This window comes from Streptomyces sp. NPDC029151, from assembly GCF_055564315.1.
This window is the reverse complement of record NZ_JBVHWQ010000002.1, coordinates 732499-751897: the sequence shown is the minus strand read 5'-3', so window position 1 is coordinate 751897 and position 19399 is coordinate 732499. Positions and strand designations below refer to the sequence as shown.

Here is a 19399-nt window from a genome sequence, read left to right as displayed (position 1 = left end):
CTCAGTGGCCGGCGGCCCGCAGCTCCCGCACCAGCCGTTCCGTCACCGGCACCGGAACGGCGTGCCGCTCGGCCGCGCGCAGCAACGCCCCGCCGATGGCGTCGAGTTCGAGCAGGCGGCCCGCCTCGGCGTCCCGCTGCATGGACGACTTGGCCGTGGCCGGGAAGGCGTCGTACCGGGCCAGGGCCTGGGCCGGGTCGGCGGGGGCGCCTGAGGCGCGGCTGACGGCGGCCGTCTCGGCGACCAGGGCCTCCAGCTCGTCCCGGTGCCGGGTGCGGACCGTGCCGAGTGGCACGCCGTAGCGGGTGGTGAGCAGGGCGAACGGGGCGAGGAACGCCATCTTCGCCCACAGGACCGCCGTCTCGTCCCCGGCCACCCGGGTGGTCGCACCCGAGGCCGAGAGGTGGCCGGCCAGCGCGTCGAGGCGCGCGCGGGGCACGGCGTCCCCGGCGAGGTCCACCTCCGTGAACGGGCTGCCGTGTTCGATCACGCCCGGGGCGACCCGCGTCGACTCCACCCGGATCACGGCCGGGGCGACCAGCTCGGGGCGGTAGCGGGCACGGAGGGCGGCGGGGTGTTCGACGCCGTTCAGCAGCGGCACGAGCAGGGCGTCGCCGAGGGCGGCGGGCGGCACCCGGGTCAGGGCGGCGTCGAGCGCGGTGTGCTTCACGGTGACCAGACAGGCGTCCACCGGTCCGCGCAGCTCGGTGTCCGCGTCGACGGCGGCCGTGAAGTCGCCGAACTGCCGGCTGCGGACCGTGATGCCGGTACGGCGCAGGGTGCCGGCCGTGGCCTCCCCGGCCAGGCAGACCACGCGGTGGCCGGAGCGCGACAGCAGGGCGGCGAGCAGGCCGCCGGTGCCGCCGGGGCCGAGGACGGCCACGGTGAGCGGATGCGTCATGGAGTTGTCCTTTCGACGGTCGGCCCCGGGAGTCGGTGGCCGCCTTCGCGACGATCATGGCAGCGCGCCGCCCTCCCGCGCCAGACTTGTCTCATGTGCCGGAGTATCAAGACCCTGCGTCCGCCCGTGCTGCCCGGTGAGGCCACGGAGGAGGACATCCGCGCGGCCGCGCTGCAGTACGTCCGCAAGATCTCGGGCTTCCGCGCGCCCGCCGCCCACAACCGCGAGGCCTTCGACCGGGCGGTGGCCGCGGTGGCGGAGGCGACGGCGGAACTGCTCGGGGACCTGGAGGTGCGGGGGCGCTCGGTGAGGCCTGCCGGCTAGCGCCCGACGCACCGCCTGCCTCGTCCGTCGCGCAGCCGCCGACCCCCACGGCGAGAACCCGTCACGTCCGGCGTGCCCCAGCGCGGGTGCGCCGGACGTCCCAGTCGTGCGCCGGGCGTCGGATGTTGAACTTGCAAGTACTGATTAGGTTCGCCTAACCTGGGGCTCCATTCGGTACCGCCGCCCCCACGACCGGCCTGCTCAGTCCCCGGCCGGCCCGACCGACACCGAAGAGGAGAAATCCCCTCATGTCCGCACGCCTCAACTCCGCTCAGCCCTATGCCATCGGGCTCTTCCGCGCCGTCCTCGGCCTGCTCTTCGCGGTGCACGGCGCCGCGTCCCTGTTCGGCGTCCTCGGCGGCGCCGCCGGTACCGACGGCGGCACGGTCGCGGCCGGCACCTGGCCCGGCTGGTACGCGGCCGTGATCCAGCTGGCCGCCGGCGGCCTGGTGCTGCTCGGCCTCGGCACCCGCGGCGCCGCGCTGGTCGCCTCCGGCTCGATGGCGTACGCCTACTTCGACGTCCACCAGCAGGCCGCCCTGTGGCCCATACAGAACGGCGGTGAGCTGTCGGTCCTGTTCTGCTGGGGCTTCTTCCTGCTGGTCTTCACCGGTTCCGGCGCCCTCGGCCTGGACCGGCTCTTCGCCCGGCGCGCCGCGGCGCAGGGCGAGCCCGCGACGGAGCGGCGGCCGCTGGCGGCCTGACCGGACCCGACCCGGGCGACCGGACCCTCTCGGCCCGTCCGGCCCGCGCAACCCCGGCGAACCTCCTGTCACACCCCCGGCGTACGCTGTATGGCTGTCAACGGGGGAGTGGCGGGAGTCATCGTGTTGGAGAGCGTGGGGTCGCTGGCGGCCGGACCCTGGATCTATGCCGTGGTGGCCCTGTCGGTGCTGCTCGACGTGTTCCTGCCGGTCCTGCCGAGCGGGGTGCTCGTCATCACCGCCGGCACCGCGGCCGCGGCCGGCACCGGTGCGGCGGCGGGCGGAGTGCCGCACGACGTGCCGGACACCCTGGCACTGATCCTGTCCGCCGCGACCGCCTCCGTCCTCGGTGACCTCGTGGCCTACCGCCTGGCCTGGCGGGGCGGGGAGCGGCTGGACCGGGCGATAGCCCGCTCCCGGCGGCTGACCGTCGCGCAGGAACGTCTCGGCGAGGCCCTCGCCCGGGGCGGCGGCGCGCTGGTCGTCCTGGCCCGCTTCGCCCCGGCCGGCCGCTCGGTCGTCTCCTTCTGCGCGGGCGCGGCCCACCGCCGCGCCCGCGACTTCCTGCCCTGGTCCGCCCTGGCCGGCCTGTCCTGGGCCGCCTACAGCGTGGCCCTCGGCTACTACGGCGCCCAGTGGCTGGGCGCGACCTGGCTGGCGACCGGGGTCTCGGTGGCCGCGCTGTTCGGCGCGGGCGCGGCGGCGGGGTTCCTGGTGCGCCGCCGCCCGGCCTCCTGACCGGCCGTCCGCAGGGCTCAGCAGCCGGCCAGGTCGTTCGTCAGCGCGCTCTTCTCCGCCGAGTCGACCGACAGGTTGTAGTAGTACTTCACCTGCACCCACGCCCGCACGTAGGTGCACAGGTACGCCGACCGCGACGGCACCCAGGTCGCCGGGTCCTGGTCGCCCTTGGCCTGGTTGACGTTGTCGGTCACGGCGATCAGCTGCGGCCGGGTCAGGTCGTTGGCGAAGGCCTGCCGCTGCGCGGTGGTCCACTTGCTCGCGCCGGAGTCCCAGGCCTCGGCCAGCGGGACGAGGTGGTCGATGTCGAGGTCGGACGCGGCGGTCCAGGTGGCGCCGTCGTACGGGGAGTACCAGCTGCCGCTGGTGGCGGCGCAGGAGGAGTCGGTGACGACGTTCGTGCCGTCCCGCTTGAGGACCGTCTCCCGGGTGTTGCAGGCGCCGCTGATGGTGATCCAGTGCGGGAAGAGATCGCGGCTGTAGCCGGTGCGGTTCTCGGTGGCCACGGTGAGCTGGGACAGGTAGGTGCGGGCGGTGCCGGCGCTGACCGGGGTGGGGAGGGCGGCGGAGGCGCTGGGGGAGTTGAACAGGGCGACGGAGGCGATCAGGCCGGTGAGCGCCGCGAGTATGCTCGTCCGTCGACGCGCGTAGAACCTGGGCATGCGTGAACTCCCTTGTGGGGTCGGGGTGTTGGTGAGCGAGCGAGGGAATGCTCGCGGTGCGGTGTGGCCGGGGAGTGAGCGCTCGGTAAGAAGTTAGTGACGCGTACATGTCACGACAAGGTTTACGACGGAACCTTCACATCCCGTACGATGGGGAGCGCAGAAGGGGAGTAGCTCTTCGCCGGACCGTCGACATACTGCTCAGCGAGCCTGAGCCGGCGCCCGGAGGCGGGCCACCGAGTTCCATCGGGGTCCGCCAGCGAGACCTTCGGCAAGCAGTGCACGCCCGTGCCCCCCGGCGCGGGCGCCGAGTGTGCTGCCGTGCCGAGGTGTCATCGCGTGACGTACCGCACTCTCGGTGGGGCAGCCCGACCGATTGAGGGACCTTGATCAGCATCACCGTGACGGCGCTCGTCTTCGGCGTCATCTTCCTCGCCGAACTGCCGGACAAGACCGCGCTCGCCGGCCTCGTCCTCGGCACCCGCTACCGCGCCTCGTACGTCTTCGCGGGCGTCGCCGCCGCCTTCCTGCTGCACGTCGTGCTCGCCGTGGCGGCCGGCAGCGTGCTCACCCTGCTCCCGCAGCAGATCGTGCACGCCCTCACCGGCGTCCTCTTCCTCGGCGGCGCCGCGATGCTGCTGCTGCAGAAGGGCGAGGACGAGGAGGAGATCAGGAAGCCCGCCGACCAGTCCTTCTGGAAGGTCGCCGGGACCGGCTTCATGCTCATCCTGGTCGCCGAGTTCGGCGATCTCACCCAGATCATGACCGCCAACCTGGCCGCCCGCTACGACGACCCGCTCTCCGTCGGCCTGGGCGCGGTGCTCGGCCTGTGGGCCGTCGCCGGACTCGGCATCGTGGGCGGAAAGGCCCTGATGAGGCGCGTGCCGCTGCGGCTGATCACGCAGATCGCGGCGCTGCTCATGCTGGGCCTCGGCGTGTGGAGCCTGTGGGAGGCCGTGAGCGGCTGAGCGAACGGCGGGTGAACGCTCGCCGGGGGTGGTGGCGGGATCACGGCCAGGTTTTGTACCGTAGAGAAACAAAGTGGCTCCCGCCCGTTTTCCCTGACCGGCGGGCGGGGCCGCCTTGTCCCTCCCGACGTCCCACCCGACACGGGACCTTTTCCTTCCTGGAGCTGCCGATGCCGGCCACCGCCACGCCCACCGTCCTCACCGCCCGCGCCCTCCTGCTCGACATGGACGGCACCCTCGTCAACTCCGACGCCGTGGTCGAGCGCATCTGGCGGCACTGGGCCGAGCGGCACGGGCTGGACGGCGACGAGGTGATGAAGGTCGTGCACGGCAGGCAGGGCCACGCCTCCATGGCCGTGCTGCTGCCCGACCGGCCCGTCGAACAGAACCTCGCCGACAACGCCCGCATGCTCGCGGAGGAGACCGCCGACACCGACGGAGTCGTGGAGATCCCCGGTGCGCGCGCGTTCCTCGCCGCGCTGGCCGGCCTCCCGCACGCCCTGGTGACCTCCGCCGACGTCGCCCTGTCCACCGCCCGCATGAACGCCGCCGGGCTGCCCCTGCCGGCCGTCCGCGTGACCGCCGAGTCGGTTGGCGCGAGCAAGCCGGACCCCGAGGGGTTCCTCAAGGGCGCCGCCGAGCTGGGCGTCGACCCGGCCGACTGCGTGGTCTTCGAGGACTCCGGGGCGGGAATCGCGGCGGGGCGCTCCGCCGGGACGACCGTGGTGGGCGTCGGCCCGCGCGCCGTCGCCCACGGTCCGGACGTGGCGGTGCGGGACCTCACCCAGGTCCGGGTGGAGGCGGGGGCCGACGGCACGATCCGGCTGCACATCGGCTGACGCGCGGGTGGGGCCCGCCGGTTCTCCGGTCCCGGTGCCGGCGTCTCACGGCTCCGTCGTCTCCGCCTCCAGGGCGCTCCGCGTCGCCGGGCCGTATGCGCCCAGGGTGTCGCCCGTGATGCCCCGTGCCAGCTGGTAGTTGCGTACCGCGTCCTCGACCGGGCGGGTGAAGACGCCGTCGATCCGGTCGCCGTAGAGGTTCAGCCGGCGCAGCCGCCGCTGGAGTTCGGTGACCTCCGGGCCGGTGTCGCCGCGTCGCAGCACCGGGGCCATGGCGGGGGTCGCGCCCGCTGTGGCGGTGGCCGTCGCGGAGGGGCTCGGGGAGGCGCTGGGGGAGGGGCCGGGGGAGCCGGTGGCGGTCGGGCCCGGGGACCGTGACGCGGAGGGCGAGGCCGGGACGGCCGGCGCCGAGGGGGCCGGCGGGCGGGGGGTGACCGGGGGCACCGGCGCCCTCGGTGAGGCGGGGGCCCGGGTCGACGCTTCCGGGACGCCCTGCCTGATCTCCCGGGCCGCGTGGTCCCGGGCCGGTGCCTCGTACGAGAACAGGGCGGCACCCGTCACCGCCGCGACGGCCAGCGCCGTGCCTCCCACGGCCAGCAGCGCGGTACGGCCGGAGCGCCGCCGGGGCCGACCGGGCTCGGCGGCGGGCCCGGGGCCAGGGACGGCCGTGAGCGGGGTGGCCCCGCCCGCCGGGGCGGGGGGTACGGGGGTCCGTGCGGCCGGCAGCGGCCGGGACGCCTCGGGCTCCGGCGCCCCGCCCGTGCCGGAGACCTCCACATACGGCCGTATCCGCAGCGGATCGAAGTCCTCCGCCGCTGCCGCCTCGGCCGTGCGCGCCTCCCGCAGCGCCGCCGAGGCCCGCTCGGTGCAGTCGCAGGACGGGGTGTTGTCCGGCCCCCTCGGCGCACCGCACTCCGGGCACGTGGTGCCCCGTTCCTCCGTCACGCCTGCTCCCCCTCCCCTTGGGAACTTCAGAGATTATGCGGATCCCCTTCACATCCGCAGGACTCGACAGGCCATAAGTGGTGACACCCACCACGATGGAAGAGGTGCACCCGAGCCCCGGGAGGTCTCCATGGTCCTGGACACGCACGGCACGGCGAAGGACGTGAGCAGCGGCGAACACGTTCCGGGCAGTGTGCTGGTGCCGATCGGCGCGCTGCTGCTCGGACTCCTGCTCGCCGCCCTCGACCAGACCATCGTCGCGACCGCGCTGCCGACGATCGTCAGCGACCTGGGGGGCCTGGAACACCTCTCCTGGGTCGTCACGGCCTATCTGCTGGCCTCGACCGCCGCGACCCCGCTGTGGGGCAAACTCGGCGACCAGTACGGCCGCAAGCGGCTGTTCCAGGCCGCCATCGTGATCTTCCTGATCGGCTCGGCGCTGTGCGGCATGGCGCAGGACATGCCGCAGCTCATCGCCTTCCGGGCCCTGCAGGGGCTGGGCGGCGGCGGGCTGATGGTGCTGTCCATGGCGATCGTCGGCGACCTCGTGCCGCCGCGCGAACGCGGGCGCTACCAGGGCCTGTTCGGGGCCGTGTTCGGCGCGACCAGCGTGCTCGGACCGCTGCTCGGCGGGCTGTTCACCGAACACCTCAGCTGGCGCTGGGTGTTCTACGTCAACCTGCCCGTCGGCGTCGTCGCGCTCGCCGTGATCGCCGCGGCCCTGCGCATCCCGCGCCGCACCGCCCACCACGTCATCGACTACCCCGGCACGTTCCTGATCGCCGCCGTCGCCACCTGCCTGGTACTGGTCGCCTCGCTCGGCGGTACGACCTGGGCGTGGGACTCGGCACAGCTCATCGGGCTGGCCGTGCTGGGCGTGCTGCTGGCCGTGGCCTTCGTCGCCGTCGAGCGGCGCGCCGCCGAACCCGTGCTGCCCCTGAAACTCTTCGGCATCCGCACCTTCAGCCTCGCCGCCGTCATCGGCTTCATCGTCGGCTTCGCCATGTTCGGCGCGATGACCTACCTGCCGACCTTCCTCCAGGTCGTGCACGGCATCTCCCCGACCCTGTCCGGCGTGCACATGCTGCCCATGGTGGCCGGACTGCTGCTGTCCTCCACCCTCTCCGGGCAGATCGTCAGCCGCACCGGCCGCTGGAAGGTCTTCCCCGTCGCCGGGACCGCCGTCACCACCCTCGGCCTGCTGCTCCTGCACCGGCTCGACGAACACAGCCCGACCGCCGAGATGAGCGTCTGCTTCTTCGTCTTCGGCCTCGGCCTCGGCCTGGTCATGCAGGTCCTGGTGCTCATCGTGCAGAACGCCGTCTCCTACGAGGACCTGGGCGTCGCCACCTCCGGCGCCACCTTCTTCCGCTCCATCGGAGCCTCCTTCGGCGTGGCCGTCTTCGGCACGGTCTTCGCGAGCCGCCTCGGCGACGAGCTCACCGACGCCTTCCGGGGCGTACGCCTGCCGCCCGGCACGAGCGCCGGCGCGCTGAAGGCCGACCCCCGGGGCATCGCCGCGCTGCCGCCCGCCCTGCGCCCGGCCGCCCTGCACGCCTACGCGTCCGCCATCACCGACGTCTTCCTCTACGCCGCCCCCGTCGCGCTCCTCGGCTTCCTGCTGGCCTGGTTCCTGAAGGAGGACCGGCTGCGCGGCTCGGTCACCGCACCGGACATCTCCGAGACCATCCCGCCCAACCCCGTCGAGCGCTCCTCCTACGACGAGGTGTGCCGCGCCCTGTCCGTCCTCGGCACCCGCGAGGGGCGCCGCGAGATCTACCGGGAGATCACCGAACGGGCCGGCTACGACCTGCTGCCCGCCGCCGGCTGGATGCTGCTGCGCATACGCCGCTACGGCTCCGTCGAACCGGCGGTGCTGGCCGAGCGCAGCCCCGTCCCGCTCCAGGCGGTCATGGCCGCCGCCCGCCAGGTCGAGGAGCGGCGGCTCGCCGAACGCCGGGGCCTGGACCTCGTCCTGACCGACGCGGGCCGCGAGGTCGCCGAACGGCTCGCCACGGCCCGCGAGGAGTCCCTGGCCGGACTGCTCGGCGACTGGTGGCAGCCCGGCCGCTCCACCGACCTCGCCCGCCTGGTCCGGGAACTCACCGGCGAACTCTGCGGCGCCGAACGCGAACGCCCGCACAACGGCACGGTCGCCCGGGTCAGTTGACGGCCTGCGCCGGCGACAGCGCCTTGCGGAACCAGTGTTCGGCGTACGGGTCGCTGTTGTGCGGTCCGGTCTCCGTGTAGCCGAGGCGGGTGTACAGGGCGCGGGCCTCGACCAGGTCGCTCCGGGTGTCGAGGACGACGCGCCGGGCACCCAGCGCCCGCGCGGCCTCCTCGGCGGCGGCCACGAGCAGCGCGGCCCCACCCCGGCCGCGCATCCCCGGCAGCACGAACACCCGGGTCAGCTCGGCGGTGTCCGCCGTCAGCAGCCGTACGCCGGCCGAACCGGCCGGTGTGCCGTCGTACCGGCCGATCAGCAGCCGGCCGCCCGGCGGGGCGAGGTCGGCGCCCGGGTGCGCGGCGATCTCCCGCTCCAGCTCCTGCGGGTCGGTGGGGTGCCCCTCGTGCAGCAGGTACCAGCGGTCGCTGACCTCCGTGTAGTACGCCCGCCACAGGGCGGCGGCGGCCGGGGAGTCGTAGCGTTCCGCAGCGATCGTCCATGTCATGCCGGCCATTGTCGGGAGCCGCCCGGCACCCTCCGCAACCGCGTTTCGCGGGCCCGCCGCCCGGCGGGGCACCGTTTGTGGGCGGGCTTCCGGGTCACCCGGACGGTGAACCGGCCAGCGGGGCCGGTCGGACCGGAGGGGAAGCATGTCCACAGGCCTGATCATCTTGATCGTGCTCGCGGCGGTCGTGGTCCTCGGCGCAGCCGCTCTCCTCGTACGCGGGCGCGGCGGACGGGGCGGGGCCGGCCTGAAGAAGCGCTTCGGGCCCGAGTACGAGCGGACCGTGGCCCTGCACGACGGGGACACCAAGGCCGCCGAACGGGAACTTACCGAGCGCCTCGAACGCCACGGTGACCTGCGGGAGCGGCCGCTGGACGCCACCGAGCGGCAGCGGTACGCGGACCGTTGGACGGCCGTGCAGGAACACTTCGTCGAATCGCCCCGGGAGGCGGTGGCCGAGGCCGACCGGCTGCTCGCGGAACTCGCCGCCGTGCGGGGCTACCCGGACGGCGAGCGGTACGAGGAGCAGCTCGCCGCGCTGTCCGTGCACCACCCCCACCACGTCGAGGGATACCGGCACGTGCACCGGATGGCCCGCGCGGGCGCCGGCGGCACGAGCGAGACCGGTGCGGGGACCGAGGAGCTGCGGGCGGCGCTGCTCGACGCCCGCGCCTTCTTCGACGACCTGACCGGCACCGGGGCCGGCCGGCACCGGGCCACCGCCGGCGCGGAGCGCACGGCACCGGCCACCACCGGCCACTCCCACGCCCGCACCCATGCGCCGTGGGCCCCGCACCGCAGCCGGCCGAAGGAGAGCTGACCACCATGACGGACAGGACCAACGGCCCCGGCGGTGACCGCCACCACCCGGAACGCCTTTCCCCGGGTGACGAGTGGACGCCGGAGCAGGACTCGGTGGAGAGAGACGAATGGGCCCCGGGCGACGCGGCCGCGGGCCGCCGGGTGCCGAGGAAGCCCCGGCCGGAGGAACGCCTGCCGGGTGAACCGGGAGCACGCGGCAGCGGAGCCGGCCGGGAACCGGGCGCGGTCCCGGGCGGAGGCGGCCTGCTGCCGGGTGAGGGAGCGGGCGGCCGGGTCCGGGACGCGGACACGGCCGGCCGGGCCGAGGACGAGAGGGGGAGCGGCCGGCTCCCCGGCGCGGCCGGTCCCGGCCGGGACGGGCTGACCGGCGACGACCGCACCCCGCAGGACACCCCGCAGCCGCCTCCGGGCCCGGCGGGCGCATCCCCGTCCGGGACCTCCGGGGACACCGTGCCCGCCTCCGACGTGTCCGGGGACGCCGGATCACGCCGCGGCCCGGCCGGGAGCCCCGCCCCCGCCCACGGCTCCGAGGGGCTGCGGCCCGACACGGAGGAACCGGGACCCGGAACACCCGGCGCGCAGGCGCCGGACGCGCAGACGCACGACGGGCGGGACGCCCGCACCGCCGGCAGCAACGCCGATGGCCCCGCGCGGGCCGGGGAGGAGGAAGGCACGATGCCGGACGACGGACTCGGCGCCCCGGCCGTCGGCGGGGTCAGCGGGCGCGAGGCCCGTACGACCGAGGGAGGGGCGGCGGACGCCTGGCCGGCCGCGCCGGGCGGCGCGGCCGGCACCGCCGGGGAGACCACCACCGCCCCCTCCGGCGCCGGCGCCCCGCTGCTGCCGCACGAGGAGACGGACCGGTGGGAACAGCGGCTGCGTGAGGTGACCGTCGGGTTCGTGGAGCACCCGAGGAACGCCGTCGAGCAGGCCGACCGGACCCTGGAGGAGATCGCCAGGCGGTTCACCGAGGCCGTCACGCGCCGCCGCCGCACGCTGCGGATGTCCTGGGAGGGCACCGAGGCGAGCGGTACCGCGGCCGGGGCCGACACCGAACAGCTGCGGCTCGCCCTGCGGGACTACCGGGAGCTGGCCGGGCGCCTGCTACACGGCTGACCCCGCCGCGCCCCCGTCACCCCTGGCGGCAGCCCTGCGCTGCCGCCATTCCCGTACGACCTGCTCGACGTCGTACGGCTTCCTGCCCAGCGGCGGGCCGGGCGGCGGCTTGAACATCATGTCCTTGATCCGGACGTTGACGTCCTCGATGATCTTCCGGGCGATCCGCTCCGAGGGCGCCGCGTACGCCGCCTCCAGCGCGTCCTCCGCCTCCTTGCGCAGCGCCAGCGCGGGCGGCAGCACGGTCAGCCCCTCGCGCGCCAACTTCCGCTTGACCCACCACAGTTCGTCGTACGCCGACTCCACGTCCGCCGGCAGCGGCGCGCCCGCCCCCGGCAGCCGGTCGAACTCCCCGCGCCCCTGCGCGTCGCGGATCTGCTTGTCCACCCAGGACTCGAACGGCACACCCGGTGGCTTTCGCTCGGTCATGAACCCATTGTGCCGGACGCGGCCCCGCCGGGCGTTTTATCATGCGGCGTCGGTACGGCACCCCGCCCGCCGCAACCCACCCGCCGCACCAGGACGTTTCAGGGGGAACGCTCGTGCTCGAACTCACCATGGCCACCGTCTCCGGGGCCGACACGGGCGCCACCGCCGGCATGACCATGGCCGAGGCGCCCAGCGAGCCCGGCGCCGTCCTGCGGGTCGGCCGCGACGGGGGACTGTGCCGGCTGGTCACCCCCGACGACTGGCTGTTCGTGTCCCGCGTCCATCTGGAGTTCGTGTGCGGCCCGGACGGCACCTGGCGGCTGACCTGGCTGCGCGGCTCCCAGCCCGACCCGGCGTCCGAGGTCCGGCTCGCCGTCGGACCGCACGTGCGGCCCGTCGACTACGGCGCCACCGTCGCGCTGCCGCACGGCGGGTCCGGCGAGATCGTCATCCAGGACCGCACCGCGCCGCGCAGCGTCAACGTCGGCTTCTACCACGACCTCTGAGCCGTCCCCCCGCCGGCGGGGCTCAGCCCAGCACCCGGGCCAGCGCGAACCCGTCGTAGCCCTTGCTGCCGACCGTCTGGAGCGCCGTACCCGTCAACCGCGGGTGGGTGGCGATCAGTTCCAGCGCGGCACGGGTGCCGACCACGTCCGGCTCGGTGCTGCCCGCATCGGCCACCCGGCCGCCGCGCACCACGTTGTCCAGGACGATCACGCTGCCCGCCCGGGTGAGCCGGAGCGCCCACTCCACGTAGTGCGGGTTGTTGACCTTGTCCGCGTCGATGAAGACCAGGTCGAAGGGGGCCGGGTTCTCGTCGGCGAGCTTGGGCAGCGACTCCAGGGCCGGTCCCACCCGCACCTCCGCGATCCGGTCCAGGCCCGCGCGGGCGATGTTCCGCACGGCCACCTCGGCGTGCTTGGCGCTGTACTCCAGCGAGATCAGCCTGCCGTCCTCGGGCAGGGCACGGGCCAGCCAGATCGTGCTGTACCCGGCGAGCGTGCCGATCTCCAGGATGTTCCGGGCACCCTGCAACTGGGCGAGCAGCTGGAGGAACTTGCCCTGCGCCGCGGTGACGGCGATGGCGGGCAGCCCGGCGGCATCGCTGTCCCGCAGGGCCGCGCGCAGCGCGTCGTCGTCCGGTGAGAGGGTGCGGATGAAGTAGTCGTCGACGTCGTCCCAGTGCTGCTGCCCGCTCATAGCGTCTGCCGCCTTTCCCGAGTGTCCTGTCTCGATGATCTCAGCCGAGCGGCGCGGGCGGGGAGACCGGCGGCGGCGGAGTCACCGGCCGGCGTGAGCGGCGTACGACGATCAGGGCGGCCCCCGCGACGAGTACCGCCGGCGTGCCGCCGACCGCCAGCGACCAGGCGGGGATCCCGGCGACCCGGCGCAGCTCGTCCTCGTAGACCACCGGCTGGACCGGTGTGTCCGCGGCGGCCCGGCGCAGCTCGTGGTCGCCGGAGATGCGGGCGGGCTCCGGGAAGACCTGGGTGAGCGCGGTGAGGTACGGGGTGCCGGCGGCGAGCTCGCCCAGGGCGCCCTGCCGGGTGCCGACCCGTCCGGCGAACAGCACGTGGGGCGGAGTGCCGCCGATCGCCGACCGCGTCTCCATGCGGTGCGCGGCGAGGACGTACAGGGCGAGCCACTGCGGGGTGCCCGCCAGCCGGGACAGGCGCATCGGATAGACCGGGCGGTCGGCGGCGAAGGTGAGGTGGAGCGGGTCGAGGGCGCCGTGCAGCCGGGTGCCGCGGGTGTCCGGGACGAGGCGGACGGCGACGTACTCCCAGTGCCGGTCGACGTACGGCTGGAGGGCGGTGCGCAGCCGGCCCGGCAGGGCGAAGCCGTGGTCGCGGAGCCAGTCCTGCAGGGCGGCCGGGTCGCCGGCGGTCAGCCGGGCCACGTCGAAGGGGCCGAGCCGCTGGCGGCCGACGACACCGACGCGGGTGCCGCCCGCGGCCGGGGGCGGGGCGCCGTCGCCGGCCGTGGGGCGGTCGTCGAAGGGCCAGTCGCCGGTGCGGGGCCAGAAGTGGTACCGGGTGCGGTGGACCGGGGCGACGGCCCCGGCCAGCTGGTCGAAGAGGGCCGGGTCGCCGAGGCGGACGGTCGCCCGGTGCGGGACCGGCATGATCCACGCGACGTGCTCGGCGTCGCCGTTCACCGTCAGCCGCATCACGATCTGCTCGTGCCGGCCGTCCCAGCGCAGCACCGACTGCTCGTCGGAGACGGCGACACGGGTTGCCGGACCGGGGACCATGGCACCGCAGCCGCAGGCGTAGGCCGGGGCCATCAGCCAGCCGAGCTGTATGCCGAGCAGTGCGAGGACGACGGCGAGTATCCGGGCGCGTTTCACGGGGCTACAGACGGTGCCGCTGTGCACATGGTTCCGGCAGGAAGATGCGTGGGGACGGGGCACGGGCACCGGGGGCGGGCCGTGTGCGAGCCTCCCGGGCACACCACGGCCGGGCGCCCCCCTCCCCGCATCGAATGATCGTGCGACACTTTCGGTCATGTTCATGCGCTGCGGGCGCATGAACATGTACTTCCGCATCACATTACTCGCCAGAACCGCAATGATCAGCGGCGTACGGCGCCTCTTTCTCTTGAAATGCATTTCCGGACGGGGTCTGTAAAAGGGCCTGTCTCGTTCCGCCGGTCGTGCATATCGTTACTGCTGTTAGTCGAAGGGGGAGCGATGAAGGGCGCCGCGGGCCGTGCGCTGACGGCCGTGATCGTGGCGGGGGCGGCGCTGGCGGGCTGTTCGGCAGACGACCGGGACGAGAGCGAGATGACCCCGGCCGAAGTCGTTGCCTGTGCGACTGCCGTCGCCGACGGCACAGTGCACGAGGTGCACGCCTCGGTTCGCCCCGATCGACTCGTCGTGGCTGTCGACGTCGATGCCTGGAAGAAGCCGGGGCGCCGGTACGAAGGGCAGCGGCGCATCTGGGCGGAGACGGCCGACACGCTCTATGGAGAGGCGGGTTCCGGCGGGCCGACCACCGCCCCAGCGCACCCGTCACAAGGAGTGACCCGTCTGAGGGCCGGCCTTCCGGTCCTGGTGCTGGTCGGCAGCGGTGCGGAGCGCGCGGAGACGACGGTGCTGGCCGGCGACCTGAGAGCCCCTTACACGCCCAAGGTGTTCGAGGCGGCCAAGGTCACTGAGTGCCCCGACACCTGACGCCGTTCCGACCCGTGGGTTGAGGCGACAACGGGGCGCGGCACGCTCCCCACGCGGCGGCCGTAAGGATCGCGCCGAGATCCGGCCTGCTCGTATGTGCTTCCCCGGCTGCGTGCCGTGGTGCTGCCCGCCACCCGGGCGTGGTCCTGCCCTCGTGTTCTTGGCGGGGTGACGGCTTCCCCAGTAATCCGTGAGGAGTGAGGAGACCGATATGCACACACCCATGTCTGTTGCTGGATCCGGCGAACGCACTGGGCGTCGAAGGAGTGTGGCTGTTGCCGTTGCCGCGGCGGTTGTCGGGTTCGTGGCCCCACAGGCATTCGCCGTCGCTACCGACAACATGGTGCCGATCGGCAGCTTCGACGCCCATGAGGCGTGTCGCAAGGGGGGTGCGGGGGCGGAGAACAAGTCGCGTGTGTGCCAGACCGACAACAGAGACGTGACCATGTTCCGGCAGGGCAGCGTCGGCAGCGGTGACAGCGGGCGCATCAAGCAGACCATCGAGCGCCAGTACCAGCCCACTGACCTCAGTCTGAAGTGGGAGTCCAGAGCCGTGTACACCGGCGGAGCGGAAACGGACTTCATCTACCAGTCCGGGACGGTTGATTCACGCGACGACGACAAGGTGGGAAAGGCGTGGTGCGACGACCCCATCGAGAACACCGTGAAGTGTGACCAGACCTACATACGTGTGGAGGCGGGGTTCGGGACGAACCGCCGTTGGTGCCATGAGACAGGGCACGCCGTCGGTCTGCTTCACGGGCACGACGCGGTTCCTCGCCTCTCCAACACCGACCAGCGGCTGGGCTGCATGGTAACGCCTTCGGACAGTGGTCCTGACGACCTCGGGTCGAACAACCGCGAGCAGATCAACAAGACTTACTAGGGGGCCGTGGTGAAAAGAACGCGAACCGTACTCGTCGCCATAACGGCCTTCGCTGCCGCGTTCGGTGTCTCCTCGGCGATTAGCTCGCCGGAGCCCGCTGTGGATGGGGCCCAGGAAACGGCTGCCGGTGATGACCGTTATGCCTCGCAGTCAGCGGCCGACTGGGTCGCCAAGAGCGATTACGTCATCGCCTACACCGTCCTTTCGGAGAAGGCGCTGCCGATGAGCGAGGAAGAGCAGGCGGTGGGCGAGGGGTTTATGCCCCGCGAACTGACCGTCCGTGTGGACAAGATCATCTGGTCGCGTCCCGCCGCTTCGAGTAAGCCTCCCGAGGTCGGCAGGACGATGTTGCGGCACTCAGGGGGATGGACCATCCACGAGGGCGAGCGCACTGCCTGGGTCGACCCGGACAGTCCCATGCTCCAACCCGGCCACTCCTACGTGGAAGCGATCCTGTGGGAGACCGAAGGCCCGGATGGCACCGAGCTGCCGGCGCAGTGGGTCGGCCTCGGCGAAGGATCGAAGATGCCCTACGAAGACGGCGTTCTGGGCAAGGGGGAGACGGAGGGGCGCATCGTGTCCCCGTCCGGCTACCGGTCAATGGAGGACGAACCCGGTCCTGCGTCCCTCGAAGAAGAGATGGCCGGCAAGACGGCCGACGACCTCGCTGCCGCCCTGGATGCCGCCGTCCAGCCACAGGGCTGAGGCCGAGTTGGGCCTTGCCAGGGCCGGAGTTGTCGTGCCCTGACGAAACTTCCTCCGATTTCACTGACGCAGCGCGAGCCCCGAGCTGGTGTGGCCGACGACGCCTCTGCAGATTTCATTCCGTTCTTGCGTGAGCTCCGTGCCATGTCCTGATCGAGGCTGTGACTGCTGTGCAGTTCGTGTTTGGAGTAGCGCCCCCGCAAAGGGGTTGTGAATGCCTCACCGGGCGCGTCGCGTGACCGTCGGAATGAAACGAAGTGAAGGAGATGGAAGCCCGTGAGAATGCGACGTGGTGGAATTCCGGCGGACAGCTGCGCCAGCTCGGCGTCGCGGCCACGCTCGTGCACGATGCCCAGGTGCTGCTGCTGGACGAGCCGACGGCCGGTCTGGATCCGCAGCAGCGCCGTGCATTTCGCGATGTGCTCGCCTCTCTCGCCGACGAGGTGAGGATTTTGATGTCCACGCATGACACCCAGGACCTCGCCGAGGAAGCCGACCATGTCATGGTCCTCCACGGGGGTGAGATCCTCCACTCGGGAACCGCGAGTGAGTTTCTGAGTCACAGCCCGCCCGACACCGCCCCCGGCCGTGCCGCCGAAGGCGCGTACACGGCACTTCTCGGCCATCTCGACGGCGCGAACCTCTGACCGCATCACGAGGCCCCCCGGTGGAGGGCCTAGCTGCCCTCCACCGCCGGCGCGGAACCCGGCAGGGGCCGGCCCGCCGACTCCGACATCCGCCAGGCCGCGAAACCGCCCACGACGGCCGCGGCCATCATGTAGTAGGCGGGCATCATCATGTTCCCGGTCGCCCCGATCAGCGCGGTGACGACCAGCGGGGTCGTTCCGCCGAACAGCGACACGGACACGTTGAACCCGACGGACAGGGAGCCGTAGCGCACCCGGGTCGGGAAGAGCGCGGGCAGCGCGGCCGGCATGGCCGCCGTGAAGCACACCAGGAGCATGCCCAGCGCGCCCATGCCCAGGCCGACGGCCAGCAGGCTGCCCTGGCGGATCAGCAGCAGGGCCGGGACGGACAGGAGCAGGAAGCCCGCGCAGCCCGCCGCGATCACCGGTCGCCGCCCGACCCGGTCGGTCAGCGCGCCGGCGAACGGCTGGACGACCATCATCAGGACCATCACCGCGAGCACGACCATCAGCCCGTGCGTCTCGTCGTACTTCAGCTCACTGGTGAAGTAGCTCGGCATGTACGACAGCAGCATGTAGTCGGTGACGTTGTAGACCAGGACCAGGGCCATGCACAGCAGCAGGGGCTTCCACTGGCCGGTGATCATCTCGCGCAGCGGCACCTTCGGCCGGGCGGCCTCGGCCTTCTCGACCTCCGCCGCGAACGCGGGGGTCTCCTCCAGCCGCATCCGCAGGTACAGGCCGATGATGCCCATCGGGCCCGCGATCAGGAACGGGATGCGCCAGCCCCAGGCCGTCAGGTCGTCGGACGACAACAGGGCCGTCAGCAGCGTGACCAGTCCGGCGCCGCCGACGTAGCCGGCGAGGGTGCCGAACTCCAGCCAGCTGCCGAGGAAGCCGCGCTTCTTGTCGGGCGCGTACTCGGCGATGAACGTCGTCGCACCCGCGTACTCGCCACCGGTGGAGAAGCCCTGCACCAGCCGGGCGGCGAGCAGCAGCAGCGGCGCGCCGACGCCGATGGTGGCGTAGGACGGGATCAGACCGATCGCGAACGTGCCCGCCGCCATCATGATCATGGTGACGGCGAGGACCTTCTGCCGGCCCACGCGGTCGCCCAGCGGACCGAAGACGAGGCCGCCGATCGGACGGACCAGGAAGGCCGCCGCGAAGGCGCCGAACGTCGACAGCAGCTGCGCGGTCGGGCTGCCGGAGGGGAAGAAGACCTTGCCCAGGGTGACCGCGATGTAGCTGTAGACGCCGAAGTCGAACCATTCCATGGCATTGCCGAGCGCGGCCGCCTTCACGGCACGCCTGACGAGCGCGGGGTCGGTGACGGTGACGTCGCGGGCCTTGGAGGCCCGGCGGGTCTTCTGGTGCGGGAGAGCGGCTGCGGCGGTCGCCAAAACGGGGCTCGCCTACCTTTCGACGGGGACAGGTACGGACCGGGACGGCGGCGGTGACGTGCGACGGGCCGAAAAACGACCATAGGGGGAGTTCGACCCCTTACGTGCCGTATGCACTTAGATGCAGAGTGCAGCTAAAGCGCGGATATGCAGGTACGTCTGCCCACTCGCGCCGGGCCATGCCCCTTGATCGCTGTGATGCTTGGCACAAAAGCGGGGCGCCCCGCAAGGCGCCCCGCTGCCGTGCCCGGAACTCTCCCGAGTCAGTGGATCCTGATCGAGATGATCTCGTGGACGTGGCCCGGGTTCCACGAACTCCACTTCTGGAGTGTGACGGTTTCGAGTCGCGGGTCGCTCAGATTCCGCTGGAACTGAAGGGTCACGACGTTGTTGCCGGACTCGACCCAGTTGACGCCGTAGATGGCGACGGGAATCGAGCCGGCATTGGCGAAGCACAGCGTGTCGCGGCCTTCGTTGTTGTGGATTTCGAGGTAGCCGTTCTCGTTGCAGTCCGTACGGTTGATCGCCGGTCCGACGGTGGAAGCCGTGGTGGGCGACGCGGTGGCCGCCGCGGCGGGCGTGATCGTGGCGGCCAGCGCGGCGGCGACGACCGAGGCAATGCCGAGGGAATGGCGCACGGAGAGCTTCATTCGCTCCTCTTTCGGGCGGGATTGGTGTCATTACCGTTTCACGCGTCCCTGCCCCCCGGAAAGCGCTTACCGGCCAGATCGATATGTTTGTTCACGCTTGCATGAATAAGGTGATCGATGCCACGTTTGCGGGGGCGGGAGGTGTGATCACCAGTTCGGGAGGGTGCCGGGGCGATCACGTCCGCCGGGGCGGGAGGCCGCACCACCGGCGGGCGCCGCGGCGGGCGCCGTGGGTGACACGTGCGTGATCAGGGGCGATGTGAAGGTGCCCCGTGACAGGGGTCAGCCGAAAATCACGGAATAAGATCGTGTCCCCGTGGCGGCGCGGAGGGGTCGCTCCTCGCGGGCGAGTCCTGGAATGCGCACTCGAACCAGACCGTCTTACCGCCGCCTCCGGCCCCCGGCGACACCCCCCACTTGTCCACCACGGCGTCGAGCAGTGCCAGGCCCCGGCCGCCCTCCGCCTCCCGGCCCGCGTCCGGCTCCAGGCGGGGCCGCCCGGCGAAGCCGTCGGTCACCTCCACGCGGACGCCCGCGGTCTGCCGGGCCACCACGAGGGTGCAGCGCCGGTCGGGCACGTGGCGTACGACGTTGGTCACCAGCTCGCTCACGCCCAGCTCGACGGCGGACGTCAGCTCCTGCAACCGCCACTCGTCCAGCAGGGAGCGGACGATGCGGCGGATGTGGCGTACCGAGTGCTCGCCCACGGTGAGCCGCATGCGGTACTGGGGGGTGTGGGGAAAGTTCAGGTTCACGGGACGAGGCTGACGTGGTGTCACTACGCTGGGCTACTGCCTGAACACAACGCGTCCT

At 72.6% G+C, this 19399-nt stretch carries 23 protein-coding genes; 13 read left to right on the top strand and 10 right to left on the bottom strand.

Annotated features, from left to right (window positions below; genetic code table 11):
- Window position 1 precedes the first annotated feature (1 nt).
- The gene (locus ACZ4VF_RS11150) at window positions 2-901 is read right to left on the bottom strand and encodes a ketopantoate reductase family protein (RefSeq protein WP_467924962.1); all 900 of its coding nucleotides are present in this window, start codon (window positions 899-901) and stop codon (window positions 2-4) included.
- A gap of 93 nt (window positions 902-994) precedes the next feature.
- Here ACZ4VF_RS11150 and ACZ4VF_RS11145 point away from each other — a divergent pair, with 93 nt between their 5' ends.
- From ACZ4VF_RS11145 to ACZ4VF_RS11135, 3 genes are all read left to right on the top strand, one after another.
- A complete protein-coding gene (locus tag ACZ4VF_RS11145) occupies window positions 995-1225 on the top strand; it encodes a DUF2277 domain-containing protein (protein WP_467924960.1) in 231 nt (76 codons plus the stop codon).
- A 248-nt stretch (window positions 1226-1473) separates the two neighbouring features.
- Window positions 1474-1929 (top strand): DoxX family protein, encoded by a 456-nt coding sequence (locus ACZ4VF_RS11140; protein ID WP_467924959.1) that lies wholly within the window; start codon window positions 1474-1476, stop codon window positions 1927-1929.
- Between the two features lie 123 nt (window positions 1930-2052).
- Window positions 2053-2667 carry a DedA family protein gene (locus ACZ4VF_RS11135; RefSeq protein WP_467924957.1) on the top strand — a complete coding sequence of 205 codons (615 nt, stop codon included), beginning with the start codon at window positions 2053-2055 and terminating at the stop codon, window positions 2665-2667.
- Window positions 2668-2684: 17 nt separating this feature from the next.
- On the opposite strand, the gene ACZ4VF_RS11130 is transcribed toward ACZ4VF_RS11135, so the two are convergent.
- Complete coding sequence (locus ACZ4VF_RS11130; protein WP_467924954.1) at window positions 2685-3329, bottom strand: HNH endonuclease family protein; 645 nt, start codon at window positions 3327-3329, stop codon at window positions 2685-2687.
- Window positions 3330-3715: 386 nt separating this feature from the next.
- On the opposite strand from ACZ4VF_RS11130, the gene ACZ4VF_RS11125 reads away from it, so the two are divergent.
- A complete protein-coding gene (locus tag ACZ4VF_RS11125) occupies window positions 3716-4297 on the top strand; it encodes a TMEM165/GDT1 family protein (protein WP_467924952.1) in 582 nt (193 codons plus the stop codon).
- A gap of 170 nt (window positions 4298-4467) precedes the next feature.
- Entirely contained in the window at window positions 4468-5136 is a 669-nt protein-coding gene (locus tag ACZ4VF_RS11120) for an HAD family hydrolase (RefSeq protein WP_467924950.1), read from the top strand.
- A gap of 45 nt (window positions 5137-5181) precedes the next feature.
- Here the strand turns inward: ACZ4VF_RS11120 and ACZ4VF_RS11115 are convergent, their stop codons facing one another.
- A complete protein-coding gene (locus ACZ4VF_RS11115) occupies window positions 5182-6081 on the bottom strand; it encodes a peptidoglycan-binding domain-containing protein (RefSeq protein WP_467924948.1) in 900 nt (299 codons plus the stop codon).
- Between the two features lie 130 nt (window positions 6082-6211).
- On the opposite strand from ACZ4VF_RS11115, the gene ACZ4VF_RS11110 reads away from it, so the two are divergent.
- Window positions 6212-8251 carry a DHA2 family efflux MFS transporter permease subunit gene (locus tag ACZ4VF_RS11110; protein WP_467924946.1) on the top strand — a complete coding sequence of 680 codons (2040 nt, stop codon included), beginning with the start codon at window positions 6212-6214 and terminating at the stop codon, window positions 8249-8251.
- On the opposite strand, the gene ACZ4VF_RS11105 is transcribed toward ACZ4VF_RS11110, so the two are convergent.
- Window positions 8244-8753, bottom strand: coding sequence for a GNAT family N-acetyltransferase (locus tag ACZ4VF_RS11105; protein ID WP_467924944.1), 510 nt, complete (start codon window positions 8751-8753; stop codon window positions 8244-8246). The genes ACZ4VF_RS11110 and ACZ4VF_RS11105 overlap by 8 nt on opposite strands.
- Window positions 8754-8898: 145 nt before the next feature.
- On the opposite strand from ACZ4VF_RS11105, the gene ACZ4VF_RS11100 reads away from it, so the two are divergent.
- Window positions 8899-9573 (top strand): hypothetical protein, encoded by a 675-nt coding sequence (locus ACZ4VF_RS11100; RefSeq protein WP_467924942.1) that lies wholly within the window; start codon window positions 8899-8901, stop codon window positions 9571-9573.
- Between the two features lie 5 nt (window positions 9574-9578).
- Complete coding sequence (locus ACZ4VF_RS11095; RefSeq protein ID WP_467924940.1) at window positions 9579-10691, top strand: hypothetical protein; 1113 nt, start codon at window positions 9579-9581, stop codon at window positions 10689-10691.
- Here ACZ4VF_RS11095 and ACZ4VF_RS11090 read toward each other — a convergent pair.
- Window positions 10680-11120 (bottom strand): DnaJ family domain-containing protein, encoded by a 441-nt coding sequence (locus tag ACZ4VF_RS11090; protein WP_467924938.1) that lies wholly within the window; start codon window positions 11118-11120, stop codon window positions 10680-10682. The two genes, ACZ4VF_RS11095 and ACZ4VF_RS11090, sit on opposite strands and share 12 nt — an antisense overlap.
- Window positions 11121-11233: 113 nt before the next feature.
- Here ACZ4VF_RS11090 and ACZ4VF_RS11085 point away from each other — a divergent pair, with 113 nt between their 5' ends.
- The gene (locus ACZ4VF_RS11085) at window positions 11234-11626 is read left to right on the top strand and encodes a hypothetical protein (protein ID WP_467924936.1); all 393 of its coding nucleotides are present in this window, start codon (window positions 11234-11236) and stop codon (window positions 11624-11626) included.
- A gap of 22 nt (window positions 11627-11648) precedes the next feature.
- Here ACZ4VF_RS11085 and ACZ4VF_RS11080 read toward each other — a convergent pair whose 3' ends face one another.
- Window positions 11649-12320, bottom strand: a complete 672-nt coding sequence (locus tag ACZ4VF_RS11080) for an O-methyltransferase (protein ID WP_467924934.1) — start codon at window positions 12318-12320, stop codon at window positions 11649-11651.
- Window positions 12321-12360: 40 nt separating this feature from the next.
- Window positions 12361-13470 carry a DUF2330 domain-containing protein gene (locus ACZ4VF_RS11075; RefSeq protein WP_467924932.1) on the bottom strand — a complete coding sequence of 370 codons (1110 nt, stop codon included), beginning with the start codon at window positions 13468-13470 and terminating at the stop codon, window positions 12361-12363.
- A 342-nt stretch (window positions 13471-13812) separates the two neighbouring features.
- Between ACZ4VF_RS11075 and ACZ4VF_RS11070 the strand changes: the two genes are divergently transcribed.
- The 4 genes from ACZ4VF_RS11070 (at window position 13813) to ACZ4VF_RS11055 (ending at window position 16533) form a co-directional block, all read left to right on the top strand.
- The gene (locus tag ACZ4VF_RS11070; RefSeq protein ID WP_467924930.1) at window positions 13813-14295 is read left to right on the top strand and encodes a hypothetical protein; all 483 of its coding nucleotides are present in this window, start codon (window positions 13813-13815) and stop codon (window positions 14293-14295) included.
- 268 nt (window positions 14296-14563) lie between these two features.
- The gene (locus ACZ4VF_RS11065) at window positions 14564-15181 is read left to right on the top strand and encodes a hypothetical protein (RefSeq protein WP_467924928.1); all 618 of its coding nucleotides are present in this window, start codon (window positions 14564-14566) and stop codon (window positions 15179-15181) included.
- Window positions 15182-15187: 6 nt separating this feature from the next.
- The gene (locus tag ACZ4VF_RS11060; RefSeq protein ID WP_467924926.1) at window positions 15188-15886 is read left to right on the top strand and encodes a hypothetical protein; all 699 of its coding nucleotides are present in this window, start codon (window positions 15188-15190) and stop codon (window positions 15884-15886) included.
- Window positions 15887-16152: 266 nt separating this feature from the next.
- Complete coding sequence (locus ACZ4VF_RS11055) at window positions 16153-16533, top strand: AAA family ATPase (protein WP_467925613.1); 381 nt, start codon at window positions 16153-16155, stop codon at window positions 16531-16533.
- A gap of 29 nt (window positions 16534-16562) precedes the next feature.
- Here ACZ4VF_RS11055 and proP read toward each other — a convergent pair whose 3' ends face one another.
- From proP to ACZ4VF_RS11040, 3 genes are all read right to left on the bottom strand, one after another.
- Window positions 16563-17936 carry a glycine betaine/L-proline transporter ProP gene (proP, locus tag ACZ4VF_RS11050; protein WP_467924924.1) on the bottom strand — a complete coding sequence of 458 codons (1374 nt, stop codon included), beginning with the start codon at window positions 17934-17936 and terminating at the stop codon, window positions 16563-16565.
- Window positions 17937-18199: 263 nt separating this feature from the next.
- Window positions 18200-18586, bottom strand: a complete 387-nt coding sequence (locus ACZ4VF_RS11045; protein ID WP_467924922.1) for a beta/gamma crystallin domain-containing protein — start codon at window positions 18584-18586, stop codon at window positions 18200-18202.
- A gap of 293 nt (window positions 18587-18879) precedes the next feature.
- A complete protein-coding gene (locus tag ACZ4VF_RS11040; RefSeq protein WP_467925611.1) occupies window positions 18880-19305 on the bottom strand; it encodes an ATP-binding protein in 426 nt (141 codons plus the stop codon).
- Between the last annotated feature and the right edge of the window lie 94 nt (window positions 19306-19399).

What these genes read in the sequence shown, in the direction of transcription:
- ACZ4VF_RS11055 (WP_467925613.1), top strand. Translation starts at nt 16,153, where the DNA reads ATGGAAGCCCGTGAGAATGCGACGTGGTGGAATTCCGGCGGACAGCTG.
- ACZ4VF_RS11145 (WP_467924960.1), top strand. Translation starts at nt 995, where the DNA reads ATGTGCCGGAGTATCAAGACCCTGCGTCCGCCCGTGCTGCCCGGTGAG.
- ACZ4VF_RS11110 (WP_467924946.1), top strand. Translation starts at nt 6,212, where the DNA reads ATGGTCCTGGACACGCACGGCACGGCGAAGGACGTGAGCAGCGGCGAA.
- ACZ4VF_RS11090 (WP_467924938.1), bottom strand. Translation starts at nt 11,120, where the DNA reads ATGACCGAGCGAAAGCCACCGGGTGTGCCGTTCGAGTCCTGGGTGGAC.
- ACZ4VF_RS11150 (WP_467924962.1), bottom strand. Translation starts at nt 901, where the DNA reads ATGACGCATCCGCTCACCGTGGCCGTCCTCGGCCCCGGCGGCACCGGC.
- ACZ4VF_RS11070 (WP_467924930.1), top strand. Translation starts at nt 13,813, where the DNA reads ATGAAGGGCGCCGCGGGCCGTGCGCTGACGGCCGTGATCGTGGCGGGG.
- ACZ4VF_RS11080 (WP_467924934.1), bottom strand. Translation starts at nt 12,320, where the DNA reads ATGAGCGGGCAGCAGCACTGGGACGACGTCGACGACTACTTCATCCGC.
- ACZ4VF_RS11095 (WP_467924940.1), top strand. Translation starts at nt 9,579, where the DNA reads ATGACGGACAGGACCAACGGCCCCGGCGGTGACCGCCACCACCCGGAA.
- ACZ4VF_RS11100 (WP_467924942.1), top strand. Translation starts at nt 8,899, where the DNA reads ATGTCCACAGGCCTGATCATCTTGATCGTGCTCGCGGCGGTCGTGGTC.
- ACZ4VF_RS11045 (WP_467924922.1), bottom strand. Translation starts at nt 18,586, where the DNA reads ATGAAGCTCTCCGTGCGCCATTCCCTCGGCATTGCCTCGGTCGTCGCC.
- ACZ4VF_RS11130 (WP_467924954.1), bottom strand. Translation starts at nt 3,329, where the DNA reads ATGCCCAGGTTCTACGCGCGTCGACGGACGAGCATACTCGCGGCGCTC.
- ACZ4VF_RS11040 (WP_467925611.1), bottom strand. Translation starts at nt 19,305, where the DNA reads ATGCGGCTCACCGTGGGCGAGCACTCGGTACGCCACATCCGCCGCATC.
- ACZ4VF_RS11120 (WP_467924950.1), top strand. Translation starts at nt 4,468, where the DNA reads ATGCCGGCCACCGCCACGCCCACCGTCCTCACCGCCCGCGCCCTCCTG.
- ACZ4VF_RS11140 (WP_467924959.1), top strand. Translation starts at nt 1,474, where the DNA reads ATGTCCGCACGCCTCAACTCCGCTCAGCCCTATGCCATCGGGCTCTTC.
- ACZ4VF_RS11105 (WP_467924944.1), bottom strand. Translation starts at nt 8,753, where the DNA reads ATGACATGGACGATCGCTGCGGAACGCTACGACTCCCCGGCCGCCGCC.